17 protein-coding genes are annotated in these 15,506 nt (G+C 51.9%); 11 read left to right on the top strand and 6 right to left on the bottom strand.

What is annotated here, in order from left to right; translation table 11 throughout:
- On the top strand, nt 1-585 hold the full coding sequence (locus EHSB41UT_RS12540; protein WP_087110318.1) for a 2-hydroxychromene-2-carboxylate isomerase: 585 nt from the start codon (nt 1-3) through the stop codon (nt 583-585).
- Nucleotides 586-637: 52 nt separating this feature from the next.
- On the opposite strand, the gene EHSB41UT_RS12535 is transcribed toward EHSB41UT_RS12540, so the two are convergent.
- From EHSB41UT_RS12535 to EHSB41UT_RS24630, 4 genes are all read right to left on the bottom strand, one after another.
- On the bottom strand, nt 638-1,426 hold the full coding sequence (locus EHSB41UT_RS12535) for an alpha/beta hydrolase (protein ID WP_165767250.1): 789 nt from the start codon (nt 1,424-1,426) through the stop codon (nt 638-640).
- A 247-nt stretch (nt 1,427-1,673) separates the two neighbouring features.
- Nucleotides 1,674-2,282 (bottom strand): hypothetical protein, encoded by a 609-nt coding sequence (locus EHSB41UT_RS12530; protein WP_087110314.1) that lies wholly within the window; start codon nt 2,280-2,282, stop codon nt 1,674-1,676.
- Between the two features lie 134 nt (nt 2,283-2,416).
- The gene (locus tag EHSB41UT_RS12525) at nt 2,417-2,716 is read right to left on the bottom strand and encodes a hypothetical protein (protein WP_087110312.1); all 300 of its coding nucleotides are present in this window, start codon (nt 2,714-2,716) and stop codon (nt 2,417-2,419) included.
- Nucleotides 2,717-3,089: 373 nt separating this feature from the next.
- A complete protein-coding gene (locus EHSB41UT_RS24630; RefSeq protein ID WP_165767249.1) occupies nt 3,090-3,242 on the bottom strand; it encodes a hypothetical protein in 153 nt (50 codons plus the stop codon).
- A gap of 235 nt (nt 3,243-3,477) precedes the next feature.
- On the opposite strand from EHSB41UT_RS24630, the gene EHSB41UT_RS12520 reads away from it, so the two are divergent.
- The 8 genes from EHSB41UT_RS12520 (at nt 3,478) to EHSB41UT_RS12485 (ending at nt 11,748) form a co-directional block, all read left to right on the top strand.
- Nucleotides 3,478-4,401, top strand: a complete 924-nt coding sequence (locus tag EHSB41UT_RS12520; protein WP_087110310.1) for a LysR substrate-binding domain-containing protein — start codon at nt 3,478-3,480, stop codon at nt 4,399-4,401.
- 139 nt (nt 4,402-4,540) lie between these two features.
- Nucleotides 4,541-5,023: a DUF1097 domain-containing protein gene (locus tag EHSB41UT_RS12515; protein ID WP_087110308.1), complete on the top strand. Its 483-nt coding sequence runs from the start codon at nt 4,541-4,543 to the stop codon at nt 5,021-5,023.
- Nucleotides 5,024-5,315: 292 nt separating this feature from the next.
- The gene (locus EHSB41UT_RS12510) at nt 5,316-6,470 is read left to right on the top strand and encodes a Na/Pi symporter (RefSeq protein WP_087110306.1); all 1,155 of its coding nucleotides are present in this window, start codon (nt 5,316-5,318) and stop codon (nt 6,468-6,470) included.
- Between the two features lie 12 nt (nt 6,471-6,482).
- The gene (locus tag EHSB41UT_RS12505) at nt 6,483-6,719 is read left to right on the top strand and encodes a hypothetical protein (protein ID WP_087110304.1); all 237 of its coding nucleotides are present in this window, start codon (nt 6,483-6,485) and stop codon (nt 6,717-6,719) included.
- Nucleotides 6,720-6,915: 196 nt separating this feature from the next.
- A complete protein-coding gene (locus EHSB41UT_RS12500) occupies nt 6,916-8,508 on the top strand; it encodes an ABC transporter ATP-binding protein (RefSeq protein ID WP_087110302.1) in 1,593 nt (530 codons plus the stop codon).
- Nucleotides 8,505-9,626: an ABC transporter permease gene (locus tag EHSB41UT_RS12495; protein WP_087110300.1), complete on the top strand. Its 1,122-nt coding sequence runs from the start codon at nt 8,505-8,507 to the stop codon at nt 9,624-9,626. The genes EHSB41UT_RS12500 and EHSB41UT_RS12495 overlap by 4 nt, the downstream gene beginning before the upstream one ends.
- A gap of 1 nt (nt 9,627) precedes the next feature.
- Nucleotides 9,628-10,554 (top strand): ABC transporter permease, encoded by a 927-nt coding sequence (locus EHSB41UT_RS12490; protein ID WP_087110298.1) that lies wholly within the window; start codon nt 9,628-9,630, stop codon nt 10,552-10,554.
- Between the two features lie 90 nt (nt 10,555-10,644).
- Nucleotides 10,645-11,748, top strand: a complete 1,104-nt coding sequence (locus EHSB41UT_RS12485; protein WP_087110296.1) for a BMP family ABC transporter substrate-binding protein — start codon at nt 10,645-10,647, stop codon at nt 11,746-11,748.
- Between the two features lie 70 nt (nt 11,749-11,818).
- On the opposite strand, the gene EHSB41UT_RS12480 is transcribed toward EHSB41UT_RS12485, so the two are convergent.
- Nucleotides 11,819-12,349 carry a DUF2780 domain-containing protein gene (locus EHSB41UT_RS12480; RefSeq protein ID WP_087110294.1) on the bottom strand — a complete coding sequence of 177 codons (531 nt, stop codon included), beginning with the start codon at nt 12,347-12,349 and terminating at the stop codon, nt 11,819-11,821.
- Between the two features lie 177 nt (nt 12,350-12,526).
- On the opposite strand from EHSB41UT_RS12480, the gene EHSB41UT_RS12475 reads away from it, so the two are divergent.
- Together EHSB41UT_RS12475 and EHSB41UT_RS12470 are read left to right on the top strand one after the other, a co-directional pair.
- On the top strand, nt 12,527-13,015 hold the full coding sequence (locus EHSB41UT_RS12475; RefSeq protein ID WP_087110292.1) for a DUF4442 domain-containing protein: 489 nt from the start codon (nt 12,527-12,529) through the stop codon (nt 13,013-13,015).
- A 565-nt stretch (nt 13,016-13,580) separates the two neighbouring features.
- Entirely contained in the window at nt 13,581-15,131 is a 1,551-nt protein-coding gene (locus EHSB41UT_RS12470; RefSeq protein ID WP_133060497.1) for a hypothetical protein, read from the top strand.
- Here the strand turns inward: EHSB41UT_RS12470 and EHSB41UT_RS12465 are convergent.
- Complete coding sequence (locus tag EHSB41UT_RS12465; RefSeq protein WP_087110288.1) at nt 15,106-15,399, bottom strand: GIY-YIG nuclease family protein; 294 nt, start codon at nt 15,397-15,399, stop codon at nt 15,106-15,108. The genes EHSB41UT_RS12470 and EHSB41UT_RS12465 overlap by 26 nt on opposite strands.
- Between the last annotated feature and the right edge of the window lie 107 nt (nt 15,400-15,506).

The raw sequence follows: 15,506 nt of genomic DNA, 5'->3' as shown, positions 1-15,506 counted from the left end.
ATGAATAAGGAACTCGACTTCTATTTTGATGTGGGCAGCCCAACGGCCTATTTAGCCCATGAGCGCCTCAAGCAGCTTTCCCAACAGTATGGCCTCAAGGTTAACTACAAACCCATGCTGTTAGGTGGTGTGCATAAGGCAACTGGCAATCAGCCGCCAGGAGTGGTGCCGTTTAAAGGCAAATATATGCTGAAGGATATTCCCCGCTTTGCCCGCCGATATAACGTCCCCATGACGTTCAATTCCGCCTTCCCTATCAATACTCTCCCTTTGATGCGCGGCGCTCTGGCGGCGGAACAGCAGGGTTGCTTTATGGCCTACGTGGACACTGTCTTCAAGGCCATGTGGGTTAATAACAAGAATATGGGGAAACTGGAGATTATCGGCGAGGTTCTGACCGAAGCCGGACTCGATGCCGATGCCCTGATCACCGCCACGCAGGATCCTGCCATCAAGCAGGCTCTTATTACTGTGACTGAGGAAGCGGTGGCCCGCGAAGTATTTGGTGCTCCAACGCTGTTTATGGACGGTGAGATGTACTTTGGCCAGGATCGTCTGGACTTTATTGAAGAAGCTCTTCAGTAATACCAACGCCACGAAGACGCCCCTTGTTCATTAACGAGCAAGGGGCTTTTGATTACTGCTGAAGGGTTTCCGGCATTAAAGCCTGAAGGAAAAACTGCTGGATCAGCTGCGCGGATAATTTTGGGTCCGCCTGCCAGGCCCGGGTATGTTCACCACCGGGAATTTCCCAATAAGTTTTAGGCTGCTTGGCAGCCTCATAAAGTGCTCGTCCATGGGCAACCGGCACATCACTGTCTGCTGTACCATGAACAATAAAGACGGGGCGCGGTGCTATGGAGGCAATAACAGCGACTGGCGTCCAGCCTTCGGTTTCCAGGTCGCCACGCAATTCATAAAAGAATCGCACCATACCCGAGAAAAGCGCATTCCGTGGCAGACCATAATCCAGCGCACCACGGTCAAGAATAATAGTGTCAAGATCAGTAAACCCGGAATCAAACCAGCCGGCCTTAATCAGTGGGTTATCCGCCATGGCCATAATCGAAGTCGATGCGCCCATAGAGTAGCCAACCACCCCAATCCGATCTTTACCTCTGTTCTGCAGATACTCGACAGCAGCCTGGACATCCTTTTGCTCATGGAAACCCATGGAATTAAAAGAGGCTTCACTGTCGCCGGAGTTACGCAGATCAATCAGCAACATAGGGAAGCCAGCCTCCCCCAGGGCAATAGCATCCCTTAAAGCTTCATGGCGGGTCGCACCACGACCGTGAACCATCACGATACCGGCCCCCTGCAGACGACCCGGGATATACCAGCCGGAGAGCCGAAGCCCATCAGCAGTCTTCAGCTCTAATGATTCAAACGGCAAACCTATCTGAGCCGGGGTGGTACAAAACACATAGTGATCCTGATTGCAGGGCGCACGTCCAGGCTGTAACAGCTGACCAGAGAAATACCAGGCTGCCGCTACGAACAATAAGATGAGCAAAGCACACAGGGCCGAGAACGAGCGGGTTATTATTTTTAACATCAGGATCAACAGTTCAAAATCAGAGACGTCATCTTATAGAGAAGAGATTTGCTGAGGCAAGCTATCGTGCGGGACAAAAGAATATTGCCCCGCACTGCAATAACAACACCTGTTTTTAGTTTTTCTGTGCGGCAAGCTTACGATCATGCCACAGGACACCACACAGATTGTCACGCTCGATCTGGCGAATGGACTCATCAAACCGATCCGCACCTGCATCCCAGCTATCTCTTACCCGGTTGCGGGTATGGCACTGTCTGGCAGGATCATATTGAAGGCCTTCCTTAAAAACCTTCCGTATGGCCGAGAAGGTGCCGAGTGGTAAAGCCTTTACGCCGCCCTTAATCGCACCGGAGAACTGGTAGATATCCAGCACTACTGTACGGATTTTATGTTCCCTCTGGGGCTTCAAGCCCATGGGCTTCAACGCTTTCACACACGACAGGTAAGAGCTGCTTGTACTCTGATTCAAAGCGTTCCAAAAGCTTGACGCTGTTTCGACCAGAACTTCAGTCACGAACTCTCGCACCGGATAGGTCACCCGCTCAGAGAAACGTTTGGCTCCCGACACCATAAATTCTGGTGCTTTCAGAATGCGCTGCTTCAGAGAAGGCTTTATGGAACGGCCCCAGACTTCCGTCTTGGATTGTGCCTCCAGTGACACACTTCGGGACAGTGAAGGATTATTGCTCACACCGCCCAGACTGCTTTGCCGTACGTCCATAACCGTCCTCCTTGAGCTGTTTTTGACCCTATTGGCGCAATTATTGATTGCCCAACAATAGCGTTCGCGAGCCACTAACACTATTGGCCATTGGTCGTGAGCAAAAAGTCGAAGTCGTGGATTCACCGGCAGATTCAAGGGTTGCGGAACAGATCCCTGATCTCATAGAGATTAGAAAGTATGAGCGTAGGAGCCACAATCACCATGGTCCATAAGAGGTGTCTGGGTGTTAGTTCTTTGTCAGAATCCAGATTGAACAGGCCCAGATAGGAAAAGACCATTACGGTGCCCCCTAGAGAAACAGCCTCCATCGGTGAAACGGGCATAAGTTCGCGAGTCTTAAGTAGCTGACGGGCGCACCATAACGTTCCCTGCCCGACTATTCGGCCTGCCAGTTTCAGATTGGGCGTGACCTGCTCATACAATCGGACCATTCGCCCTTTCCATCCACGCTGTTCTTTCCTGAATCTGGGTGGGGGATAGGCCTCAATGGTAATCACGAGGGGATTGGATGGGCAGCGCATGGAAGAACTCCTGATGATAATCAGTAATTGGAGTCATCAGAAAGCCGATAGTGCCATACAAACCACGGTGTTTAAGAAATAGCCAGCCGTACTGACAGGGTCGTCAGCTCACAAATGGATACATATAAATAGAAGGAAAGAAGAAAGGAGATAAAGCAAGACATACCAAAATAGAAAAAGCGCTATTGGTGATAACTGCACACATTCACACGATCACCAATAACGCTTCCTTAGAGCATGAGCAACAGAGGCTCATTGACAGGCATCAAGACAGAAATATCTGTCATTTCATATGCTTGTCAGCTTCCTTGAAAAACTGAGACATATCAGTCCATGGTGTTGAACGATTCAGCATACGCTTGTAGTTCATCAGGACTTCATAATGAGGGGTCATTTTCTTCAGCTCGATCCAGCTGTTGATATTGCTGTTTTTCATTTTACAACTCGGTTTATAAACCCTGCGGAGTAATGAAGGGATGGATTCCGCAGGCCTTGTGGCGAGTATATGGCCGGAAAAATTACTACAAAAATCAATAATATTTTTCTAACCCATCAACTTAACTTATAACTTTCAGCCCCTCGAACTGCTGTTTTTTTGATCCATGTGTTAGCCCTGATGCGCACTTGCTGAATACACTGTCTGATTATTTTTGGGACAGGCAATCGCTTCCATGCACATTACCCTTCGTCAGCTGGAGATCTTTCGGGCAGTCGCTCAGATTGGTCGTGTAACCGGTGCCGCCGAATCCCTGTATATCTCCCAACCCGCAGCGAGCATGGCCCTCTCCGAGCTGGAAAAGCATCTCGGCCCTCTATTTGACCGTCATCAGGGCAGCAGCCTGAAATTGAACGATGCGGGTCGTGCACTGCTTCCTAAAGCCAGCGAACTGATTGATCGCGCCAAGGAGCTGGAAAACCAGTTTGCCCATAGTGATGGTCCGCTGTCGGGGAATATCATCCTCAATGCCAGCTCCACCGTCGGCAATAACCTGATGCCCCGGATACTTTCTGCCTTTCAGCAGAAACAACCCGGCGTCCGTATCGAAATGGAAATCAAGAACAGCAAGACCATTGAGCAGCGGCTGCTGGAGTTCAAGATTGATATGGCCATGGTGGAAGGCACCTGCCTGCATCCTGATATCGAAGTGACGACATGGCTGGAAGATGAGCTGCTGATTATCTGCAGCAACAACCACCCGCTCGCCAACAAGAAAGATGTTTGTTTATCGGAGCTTGCCGACGAAACCTGGATTCTTCGGGAGCATGGTTCCGGCACCCGCGAGCTGTTTGATGAAATGATCGCGCCCTATTTTGATCACACTCAGGTCGGCATGGTGCTGAACCGGGCAGAAGCAGTGAAGCAGTGTGTTATTGACGATATAGGTATCGCCTGCCTCTCCCGCTTTGCGGTGAAATCTGCCCTGACCTCGGGAATGATCAGCACTATCCATGTACGTGACCTGAACCTGAAACGGCATTTCTATCTGCTGACCCATAAAAAGAAATACCACAGTAATATGCTCCGCCAACTGAAAGACTATCTGCTGGCCTGGCAACCGGAACATCTATTGCCCGCTCACCTATTGGATACCTGAACGCGCAGATCGCCCACCCGGTCAATATTTCACCAGTGTCACTCGGTAATCATCAGTAAATCTGTGCCAACAATGCCTATTGTTGGCTTCCTGATGGTTCGATAAAACAGTGATTTGATTCACGAGGGAGACCCCGTCGATGTCCGTTCTTTTCGCTATCGCCCTGACCACCGGTATTCTCTCCGGCCTGTGGGGGTGGGTCTCCGTCTCACTGGGCCTGTTGAGCTGGGCCGGCTTTATGGGCTGCACCACATATTTCGCCTCCCCCCGCGATGGCCTGCCGGGTTTGGCAGAAAGTATGCTGACCAATATCACCGGCGTTTTCTGGGCCATGGTCATTATCAAACTGTCTTCTGTCGCCAGCCTGGAGATTCTGGGCTATGTCGTCACGGCAGTTGTCGCCTTCTTGATGTGTATTCAGGCGAAGAAATCCTGGCTGGGCTTTATTCCAGGAACATTTATCGGCAGCTGTGCGACGTTTGCGGCCAATGGCGACTGGCAGCTGGTTCTGCCTTCTCTTCTGGTTGGCGCTGTGTTTGGCTATGCCATGAAAGCCTCCGGTCTTTGGCTGCATAAAATTTGCCAGAAGCAGGCTGTCTCAACTGTTGGCGATACACTCTAACGTTTATCCGACCACCCGCCTTAATGGACTCTGGTAACGCTTATCAGAGTCCAGACTCTTTTCTTCGATTTTTATAGTCATCAGCCCAACACCCGCACTGTTGCCCATTCTCAGCACATCCCTCCAAATTATCCGTACAACCCAGCAACAGGACACACACTCTCCCCATACATCATCGCCAATCAGCTAGGTATATCACACCGACAATTACGCCTTGCCGAGATTGTCTGGATTCTGTAAATCCATAAAGTTCACCGGGCACCCATGTGGGTTCTATTTCTGGTTTTACACAATGCAAGCGACTCAAACGGTTCAAACCGGCACTACTACTGCCGGAACTATCCGTCAATGGGCGACCGTTATTGCTATGGTTTATCTGCTGCTGCTCGCAGTTGGCATGATAGGCAGTGGTTTCAAGTGGGCATCCGGGGGCGCAGAAGGCGCACGCCAGTTGTTCGCTTTTGCCAGCAACCCTGTTATGGGTCTGGTGATTGGTACCTTCGCAACTGCGCTGATCCAGTCTTCCAGTACTGTAACGTCTGTAATCGTAGGTCTTGTAGCCGGTGGTCTGCCGGTCGCAACAGCCATCCCCATGATTATGGGTGCCAACATTGGTACCACCGTGACCAACACCATGGTCAGCATGGGCCATATCAGCAAGCGTAAAGAGTTCCGCCGCGCCTTCTCAGCCGCAACGATTCACGACTTCTTTAACCTGCTGGCCGTTGCTATTTTCCTGCCTATGGAGATCGCGACCGGTTATTTGGGCAAGGTTTCTGAAGCCATGGCGGGCTGGTTCTATGGCGGCAGCGCGGATATGGACATGTCCGGTCTGGACTTTATCAAGCCAATCACCAAACCGGTTGTTGGCCTGTTCAAAGACATGTTCGAAATCCTGCCGGGTATCTGGGGTGGTGTAGCCTTGGCTCTGCTGGGTCTGGCGTTTGTATTTATCTCCATCATGGTTCTGGGCAAAGTGCTTAAGAAGCTGATGGTTGGACGTGCCAAGGAAGTCCTGCATAAGGCGATCGGCGGTAACCCGCTGAAGAGCATGGCGTCCGGTACTCTGGTGACTGTAGCGGTACAATCTTCCTCTACTTCCACCAGTCTGATCGTGCCTCTGGCTGGTAACGGTATCTTCAAACTTAAAGAAGTTTATCCGTTCACCCTGGGCTGTAATATCGGTACCTGTGTGACTGCGCTGATGGCGGCACTGTCGGTATCCGGTGCGATGGCTGAACAGAGTCTGCAGATTGCCTTTGTCCACCTGATGTTCAACATCTCTGCGACAGTGGTTATCTATGGGATTCCGTTCCTGCGTAATATTCCGTACCTGGCGGCGCGTACCTTCGCCCAGAAAGCCAGCCGGAACCGCAGTATTGTTTTTGGTTATGTGATTGGCGTGTTCTTTATTCTGCCAGCCGCTCTGATTCTGCTGACCCGTTAATAGGAATCGATCATGACTGAGCATAGCGCCCATAACCTGAAGAACTTCAAGAAGCAGCGTAAGGCCCTGAAGATTCGTCTTAAGGCTGCCCAGCGGGAAGTGCATGAACTGAAAGCGGAGCTGGAAAAGCTGCGTATGGAAGAACAGCACAAAGTCGCTGACAACCTGGAATACTGGCTGGAAGAGGAAGAAGCACATCACGTGTCCATCTTCAGCAAGATCCGTCGTCTGCTGGGTGGCAAACGCTAAACCCAAGGCCCGGTAAGAACAAAACGCCCATGATCTTATGACCATGGGCGTTTTTTTTCGCCGGTAGTATTTTCCGAAACAAGATTAGAGTAAAATTCCGTAACAATAATTATCACCTATAAATCCAACAACAGCAGACTGACGGTTGTCGTCGGAAGTGGCGACAGTGTGTACTGCCAGCAGAACAATAATACCCATGTCACCACCCGAATCATCCTCCGGTTCCTTCAGTAGTGAAACCGGCTTCCGTTCACGGATACGTTGTCAGGGGATCAGTAAGATCTATCCCGGCGTCCGTGCCAACGATGATATCAGCCTGGCGATTCGGCCCGGCGAGATCCATGCCCTGCTGGGTGAGAACGGTGCTGGCAAAAGCACGCTTATGAAAATCCTGTACGGTGTCACCAACCCTGATACCGGACAGATCTGGTGGAATGGCGAGCCCGTCTCTATTCGTTCCCCCGGCCAGGCCAGAGATCTGGGCATCGGCATGGTGTTTCAACACTTCTCCTTGTTTGAAACACTGACCGTTGCTGAAAACATTGCCCTTGGCCTGCCTGCTGATCAGGCTCGGGATCGTCAGCAGCTCAACGAACGCATCCGCAGTGTCTCCGAACGGTACGGTATTGCCGTTGATCCCGACCGTCAGGTTCATACGCTCTCCATCGGTGAACGACAGCGGGTAGAGATTATCCGCTGCCTGTTACAGAACATCAGCCTGCTGATTCTTGATGAACCCACCTCGGTACTGACACCGCAGGAAGTGAACCGCCTGTTCGACTCCCTGCGTACCTTGTCCGATGAAGGCTGCAGTATTCTGTTTATCAGCCATAAGCTCCATGAAGTGCAGACCCTGTGTCACGGTGCCACTGTACTGCGTAACGGCAAGGTCAGTGGTGAGTGTGATCCACGCACAACCAGCACCACAGAGATGGCGGCGATGATGGTTGGCAGCCATACCGAACTGGGAGTGCCCTACCCGAAAGTTGACGGTGGACGTGAGTTGCTAACGCTGCACAAGCTTTCCGCCAATAAAGAAGATGACTTCGGCACCGACCTGCAGGATATCAGCCTGGATGTGCGTGCCGGTCAGATCCTCGGCATTGCCGGTGTCGCTGGTAATGGCCAAAAGGAACTGCTCAAGTTGTTGAGTGGTGAACGTCATGCTCCACAGGCCAACCAGATTACTTTGGAAGGTCAGGCAATCGGTCAGCTCTCTCCTTATAAGCGTCGCCGTCTTGGTATCGCGACTGTTCCCGAAGAGCGTCTCGGTCGTGGCGCAGTACCGGAAATGAGCCTGAAGGAGAACGGTCTGCTCACCGGTTTTCTGGAAAACCTGCTGCAGCTTGGCTTTCTGCGCAACAGCCGGATTGCCAACTTCTCAAGCAACGTGGTCGAGCGGTTCGGAGTCAAGGCTGCCGGCATTCATGCCGAGGCGCGCTCTCTATCTGGTGGTAACCTGCAGAAATTTATTATTGGCCGGGAAATCCAGCAGAACCCCAAGCTGCTGATCTGTGCCAGCCCGACCTGGGGTGTTGATGTAGGAGCCGCCAATACCATTCACCAGGCGCTTATCAGCCTGCGGGATCAGGGTACAGCCATTATTGTGATCTCCGAGGATCTGGATGAACTGTTCCAGATCAGCGATCGTATTGGTGCACTCTGCCATGGTCAGCTCTCCCCTATCAAACCGATCCAGAACACCAGCATTGAAGAAGTTGGTGGCTGGATGGCTGGCGTCTTTGACGCTCCTGAAACCGAGGACCAGGCGGAGGCCGTTGCATTATGATCACTCTGCCTTTTTCCCTGCCGCAACTGGAAAGACGACAGCAGGACTCCAACCTGTTTCGTTACCTCTCCCCGGTACTTGCCATTGCGTTAACCCTGCTCTCCGGTGCCCTGATCTTTCTGTGGCAGGGGCAGGATCCTGTAGAAGGCCTGTACACCTTTTTTATTCTGCCTATTAACGACAGTTATGGTCTGGCAGAGCTTTGTATTAAAGCTGCCCCCATGCTGCTGTGTGCCACCGGACTGGCTTTGTGCTTCCGGGCCAATATCTGGAATATCGGAGCGGAAGGCCAATTGCTGATGGGCGCCCTGTTCGGCTCCTGGGCAGCTCTACAGGTGATGGATAACGAAGGAACCTGGCCATTAGCTGTGGCTTTGTTCTCAGGAAGTGTGGCCGGACTGCTCTGGGCCGGAATTCCTGCAGTTCTTCGCAATCATTTCAATACCAATGAGATCCTCACCACCATCATGCTCAACTATGTGGCCCTGAACCTGCTGCTCTGGGCAGTACACGGACCGCTGAAAGACCCGGATGGTTTTAATTTCCCCGAGTCAGCGCTATTTGAAGCCAGCGTTACCCTGCCGGTCATTCTTGAAGGAACCCGCCTGCATATCGGGGCGCTGTTTGCCCTGCTCGCCGTGTCTGTGGTTTGGGTTCTGTTAAGCCGTACCTTTATCGGTTTCCAGCTGAAGGTCATCGGAATGGATGCCAGCGCCGGTCGCTTTGCCGGTTATAAGGAGAAGGCTCTGGTCTACTTCGCCCTGCTGACTTGTGGAACTCTGGCTGGTCTGGCCGGTGCCAGTGAAGTGACCGGCCCGATTGGGCAACTGGTTCCCAGCGTCTCCCCGGGCTATGGCTATGCCGCCATCATCGTTGCCTTCCTTGGTCGTCTGCATCCCGTTGGTATTGTTCTGGCCAGCCTGTTGATGGCTCTGGTGTATATGGGCGGTGAGATGGGACAGATCAACCTCGGTCTGCCGCTGGCACTGGGCAGCCTGTTCCAGGGCATGCTGCTGTTTTATCTGTTAATGAGCGATGTACTGATCAGCTACCGGCTGGTCTGGAAAAAACGACCACAGACCAATACACAACACTCGGCTGTGCAGGAGGGTGTCTGAGATGGATATCGAACTGATCACCAATATCCTGTTCGCCATGGTGCGCAGTGGTACACCCCTTCTTCTGGTTGCACTGGGGGAAGTGGTATGTGAAAAGTCCGGGGTCTTGAACCTCGGGCAGGAAGGCATGATGCTGATGGGCGCCGTGACTGGCTTTATTGTTGCCCTGACCACCGGCAGCCTTGCTCTGGGTGTACTGGCGGCCATGCTGGCCGGGGTACTGATGTCCGCGCTGTTTGGCATGATCGCCCTGGGCCTGCGCGCCAATCAGGTCGCCACCGGTCTGGCGCTAACCATTTTCGGTGCCGGCCTGAGTGCCTTTATCGGTGCCGATTTTGTCGGCAAGCCTCTGGTTGGTTTCGCACCAATAGCCATTCCGGTACTGTCTGATATCCCAGTGATTGGACCCGCATTGTTCCAGCAGGATATTCTGGTTTATCTGTCACTGGTGCTGCTGGTGCTGGTCTGGCTGTTCTTCCGGGTCACCCGCGCCGGTTTGATTGTCAAAGCCATCGGCGAGAACCCCTGGTCGGCGGTTACCCTGGGTCTGCCGGTTCTGCGGGTTCGCTGGCTTGCGGTGGCCTTTGGCGGCGCACTGGCCGGAATGGGTGGCGCCTATCTGTCACTGGCCTATACCCCATTGTGGGCAGAAGGTATGACCGCAGGTCGCGGCTGGATCGCCCTCTCTCTGGTGGTGTTCGCCAGCTGGCGTATCGGTCGGATTCTGCTCGGTGCCTGGCTGTTTGGGCTGGCGAGCATCTTGCATCTGGTATTCCAGGGTATGGGCGTCGATATGTCGTCCAACCTGTTGGCCACACTGCCGTACCTGGCCACCATAGTGGTACTGGTTATTCTGTCCAGTAAGCAGTCCCGTATCCGGTTGATGGCGCCTATGTCCTTGGGCAAGCCGTTCCACCCGGCCGGATAAACAACAGAATACTAATAATAAAAAATAATAATAACTGAGCAAATCAGAGCCAAAGAAAGCAAAACAATAACAGGAGCAGGTATCGCAACCATGAAAGCATCCTTCAAGAAAACCTTGAAACAGGCAGCAACTGTTGCCTTGTCCGCCGCCATGACCCTCGGTCTGGCTGGTCAGGCCGTCGCCAAAGAAGACCCGCTCAAGGTCGCCTTTGTTTACGTTGGCCCGGTCAGTGATGCCGGCTGGACCTTCGGCCATGACGAAGGCCGTAAGGAGATGATCGAAAAGCTGGAAGGCAAAGTGGAAACCACCTTCGTGGAAAGCGTTGCAGAAGGTGCTGATGCCGCGCGGGTTATCCGCAAGCTGGCTCAACAGGGTAACGACCTGATCTTTACCACCTCATTCGGTTTTATGAACCCGACCCTGAAGGTGGCCAAGCAGTTCCCCAAGGTAAAATTCCACCACGCCACCGGTTACAAGCGTAGCGATAACGTATCCACCTACGCGGCTCGCTTCTATGAAGGCCGTTATGTGACTGGTCTGATCGCCGGCAAGATGACCAAGTCCAACGTGATTGGTTATGTTGGCTCCTTCCCGATTCCTGAAGTGGTACAGGGCATTAATGCCTTTACCCTGGGGCTGAAGGAAACCAACCCGGATGCCACCGTTAAGGTTGTCTGGATCAACAGCTGGTACGACCCGGCTAAAGAGCGTGAAGCGGCTGAAGCCCTGATTGCCCAGGGTGCAGATATCATCAACCAGCACACTGACTCCCCGGCTCCGGTTCAGGCTGCGCAGGATAAGGGTGTCTTTGCCTTTGGTTACGACACCGATATGGCCAAGTTCGGCCCGGATGCCCACCTGACCGGCAGTCTGGTGCACTGGGGTGATTACTATGCCGACGTCGCCAAGTCTGTACTCAACGACAACTGGGAAGCTAACGACACTTGGGGTGGTATCAATACCGGTATGGTGAAGATGGCTCCATACAACAAAGCGATCCCTGCTGATGTTGTTGCCCTGGCCGAGAAAGCCCGCGCCGGTATTGCCTCCGGTGATCTGGTGATCTTTGAAGGTCCGATCAAGGCACAGGATGGTTCCGAGAAAGTTGCTGACGGCGTTAAGCTGGAAGACAAGGACATTCTGTCCATGAACTGGTACGTACAGGGCGTGGAAGGCAAGCTGCCTACCAACTAAGCTGCTGCGTACAGATAAAAACGGGGCCGGTTTCTCACCTGCCCCGTTTTTTATAAGCGCGAACCTTCCGCTAGTTAATAATATCCATCCAGGATGTTCCCTCCAGTTTCAAATTCAGCGGGAACGAATCCTTAAACGCCTGCAATGCCTTCACATTCCCGGATGACTTTAAGTATTCCACCAGCGTCTGGGCAAACTTCATCGGCATAGAGTTATCCATTCCCAGCTTCATAAACTGATTATTCAGATCAAACAGCGCATTACTCTGTACATCTTTCTTGAGCGGATCCGGCATCTCTACGGGTGGGGCTGCCTTGATCAGATCCTTGGCACCGGGTATGGCACTGGCAAGTTGCCCAAACTGACTGGAAGACAGGTTGGCACTGGCCATTTCCAGAATGGCACCCAGACCTCCCCGTGCCTGGGGTTCGGACACATTAAGCTTGCTGACCAGCGTTGGAATCAAACCTGGCTGTGTCTCAGCTTGCAAAAGCGGAACGAAGAGAATCGACAACACCACACTCACGATTCGCACCGCGCGGAATAAAGAAAAATAGCCGCTGCTGGTAAGTGTTGAGTCAGGATGGCTGAGCGCAGTCATGATCGCTCCTGATATTGTTGCAGGGAGTTGAGAACTATAGTGAACCCTCCACAATCCCACCAATTGACTCAAACGACAGCCAACAGATTTATCAACGCAGTTGCCGTTCTCTGTAGCCGTATGTAATCTCCACCCACAGATAAAATAACGACAAGAGCAAATAATAAGGAGTCACCCATGGCAAATCGTATGAGCCGGGGCGTAAGTCTGCTCAATAAAGCCCCAGAGGGTATGCGCGTCTGGCTGGTCAGCAAGTTTCTTGGCGGTGCCGTCAAGCTTGTCGGTACCACCAAGACCCGGATCGAACGCCTTACCGAACGGGACAGCATCATCATTGTCCGTAACCTTAAGCGTAATCAGAACCATATAGGCAGTGTCCATGCCTGCGCCATGGCGCTGGCTGCGGAAACCGCTACAGGCCTGATCGTCGGTATGAACGTGCCGGATAGCGGCGTACCGGTGATCAAATCCATGAATGTTGATTTCGTCAAACGCTCCTCCGGTGATATTACCGCCAAGGCCCATCTCACCGATGAACAGATCGAACAGATCAAAAGTGCCGAGAAAGGTGAAGTGACAGTGCCCTGCACCATTACCGATGCCACTGGTAATGAGCCGATCAAGGTAGAAATGATCTGGGCCTGGACCCCCAAAAAGCGTTCTTAAACCTCTGACCTCACATCAGACCACTGGCACAAGCGTGCCTGAGAAATAGTCGTAAGACTTTTTGGTTTTCAAGGCCAGTGGTCTATTTTATCCCGCACAACAACAGCAGATGATGGTGGGATAGCAGGTTATGTGGGACAGAAGGTCGTTGACAATTCTCGGCGGGCTTGCCCCCCATCCCGTTACTATCCTGGCCATTCTCTTGACTAGCATTGTCAGCGTTCCGATACAGGCTTCCGGAAAAGGCAAAGCCTCTCTGACCTTGCCACCACCAACATCCTCTCCACTCCTGATTCCAAAGAAAAGACCGTCCGGGAATGGTGCAAGCCATCCCATACAGCCCCAGCCAAGAGCCCGGCAAGACGATAATCATAAGGCTCCACCACGGCCGACTGGCAGAAAAAAGAAAAGCTCAGAGGCTAACAGCAGTCACCTCCCTTCAATGGCCTCAACGGGTTCCGGCAGTCACGTATTTCTAACATCCTCTCTACCGACTACAGCCTCAGATACCATCTTCCCTCACTCCCAGAATAACCAAGATGATGATGCGGACAGGCTCGCTGGGATGATGAGTACCGTCACTCTGCAATCGATATCTGTTACTACAGTCACAACAACAGCAGCAACATCGTCACGGCCGCCAAAACCAGGGCAGATCACATCTCAGAATAAAATAACCAGACGACCGCCGCCTTCACCTCCTACCACCATTACGTCAAGCAACACAGTGCCTGTAAACATAAATGGGAGCCTGGTAGGCAGCGACTCTCAAACGGGCAACGCAATGGATAGTACTGAGCCGCCTCAGATAAAGGAAAAACCGCCGATCAAGGAGAAAGCAGATTCTTTAAAGCCTGACCGTAAGTTTGCAATCGAAACAAATTTAATTGCCCAGCGGCTTCAGGCAATCCCACCACGCCTTCTATTAAGGCTGGTGATGACCGAATTTAATACTAAGGCTCAGCAGAACAGTTCGGATAGATTAGTACCGGTTACTGACGAATCTGATAACTACACCCTGGATCAGACCTCCGAGTTAAACGTAGCAAAGTCAGCGAATCTCTGGTCGGGTTTTATTAATCTGCTCGAATTTAATCAGCAAAATTTTGACGGTCAGGTTCCTATACCAATACTCAGTGAGCAACTGCTCAAACTCTGGCTCTCAACAAACGCCCTCTTGAAACCGAAAACTCTGGCTGACTATCTGCATGTCTATCCCCAAGTACTTGCTCACAATGGTCTGGAACAGGGTTTTGATGAAGAACTTGAGCACAACCTGCTAAGAACAACACCTATCATGCACGCTCTTAGTAGGGAGTTTTTTACTGCGAAACATTTTTATAGCGCTGCCCGTCTACACAGCACTTTTGTCAGTTATCTCAGTCAGCACAAAGAAACGACTGCGAATCAACTGGGGGAAAAGTTAAAACATCACACTATGGTTGAAAGACAAAGGCTGGTGTCTTATGCAACGGATGATGATCCCTATCTCAATCATAAATACGGTAGTACTGATCCTGCGCAAATATGGACAGCGGAACAGGACTTCCCAAAAGAACTTGATGCAGAACCGAGCAGTGACCGGTTTGTGGTTCACAGTTACCCTGTTGAGCTGATTTTGGACAGCATGATGTATCTTCTGCAGATGACGTTGACCCAACTTATTGAGTCAGACTCACCATTCGCAGTGCTGGCGGATTTTCGGCTGCACAGTGAATTTCTACTTCATCCTCTGCAGAGTGATAAATTTCCCAGTCTCAACCTGATCACATCATTTCTGACGATATTGACCAATGATTACCCGATCCTGTTTCGGGATCAGCCTTTTGGTCATAGCAATTTTGCGCATCTTGTTAATCCAGAGCTACTGGCTTCCAGACTGGATAACGGTGCAACAGAGGTCTACTCTCTGGTCGCTGATGACCAGCCCCTGCCTGAGCGGGCAACTCTTTACTATCCATCACCCGGTGGAGCGAACACCAGGACCACAGCAACACTGCTCACGGATGATAAGCCTCTGGAACAAGCCATCACATCGGCTCTGCAACAACACTTTGCCCCGATATCAGACCAATTAGAGACTTTAACTGTCAGCACGATGGAGCAAGGACAATAACCTCATTGAACAGCACTGTACCGGCCACCAGCTTCTCCTTGGTGGCCTTATTCAATTTCTTTATGCGATATTCTGCGCGTAAAGCTTCAGCACGACCGCCAACCACATGCTGATAAACCAGCTCTAGCGGTCCCTTGCCACGAACATAGCGGGCACTGCGTGGACCACCAGTACTATGCTCAGTAAAACGCCGTGCGACATCAGTAGAGACACCACAATAAAGACTGCCATCCCGACAACGGATCAGATACACACTCCAGCGGCTCATAGTCCTGCTTTGCAACTCACTAAAGATTCCATTGTGCGGGGGGAATAAAAATAAAGTCCATAAAATTTGTCGACTCCCGTAGAATACGGCGCTCACCCTGACAAGGA

Origin of the sequence: Parendozoicomonas haliclonae (assembly GCF_900174585.1) — a bacterium.
GTDB lineage: Bacteria > Pseudomonadota > Gammaproteobacteria > Pseudomonadales > Endozoicomonadaceae > Sansalvadorimonas > Sansalvadorimonas haliclonae.
This window is presented reverse-complemented; position numbering and strand designations above follow the sequence as displayed.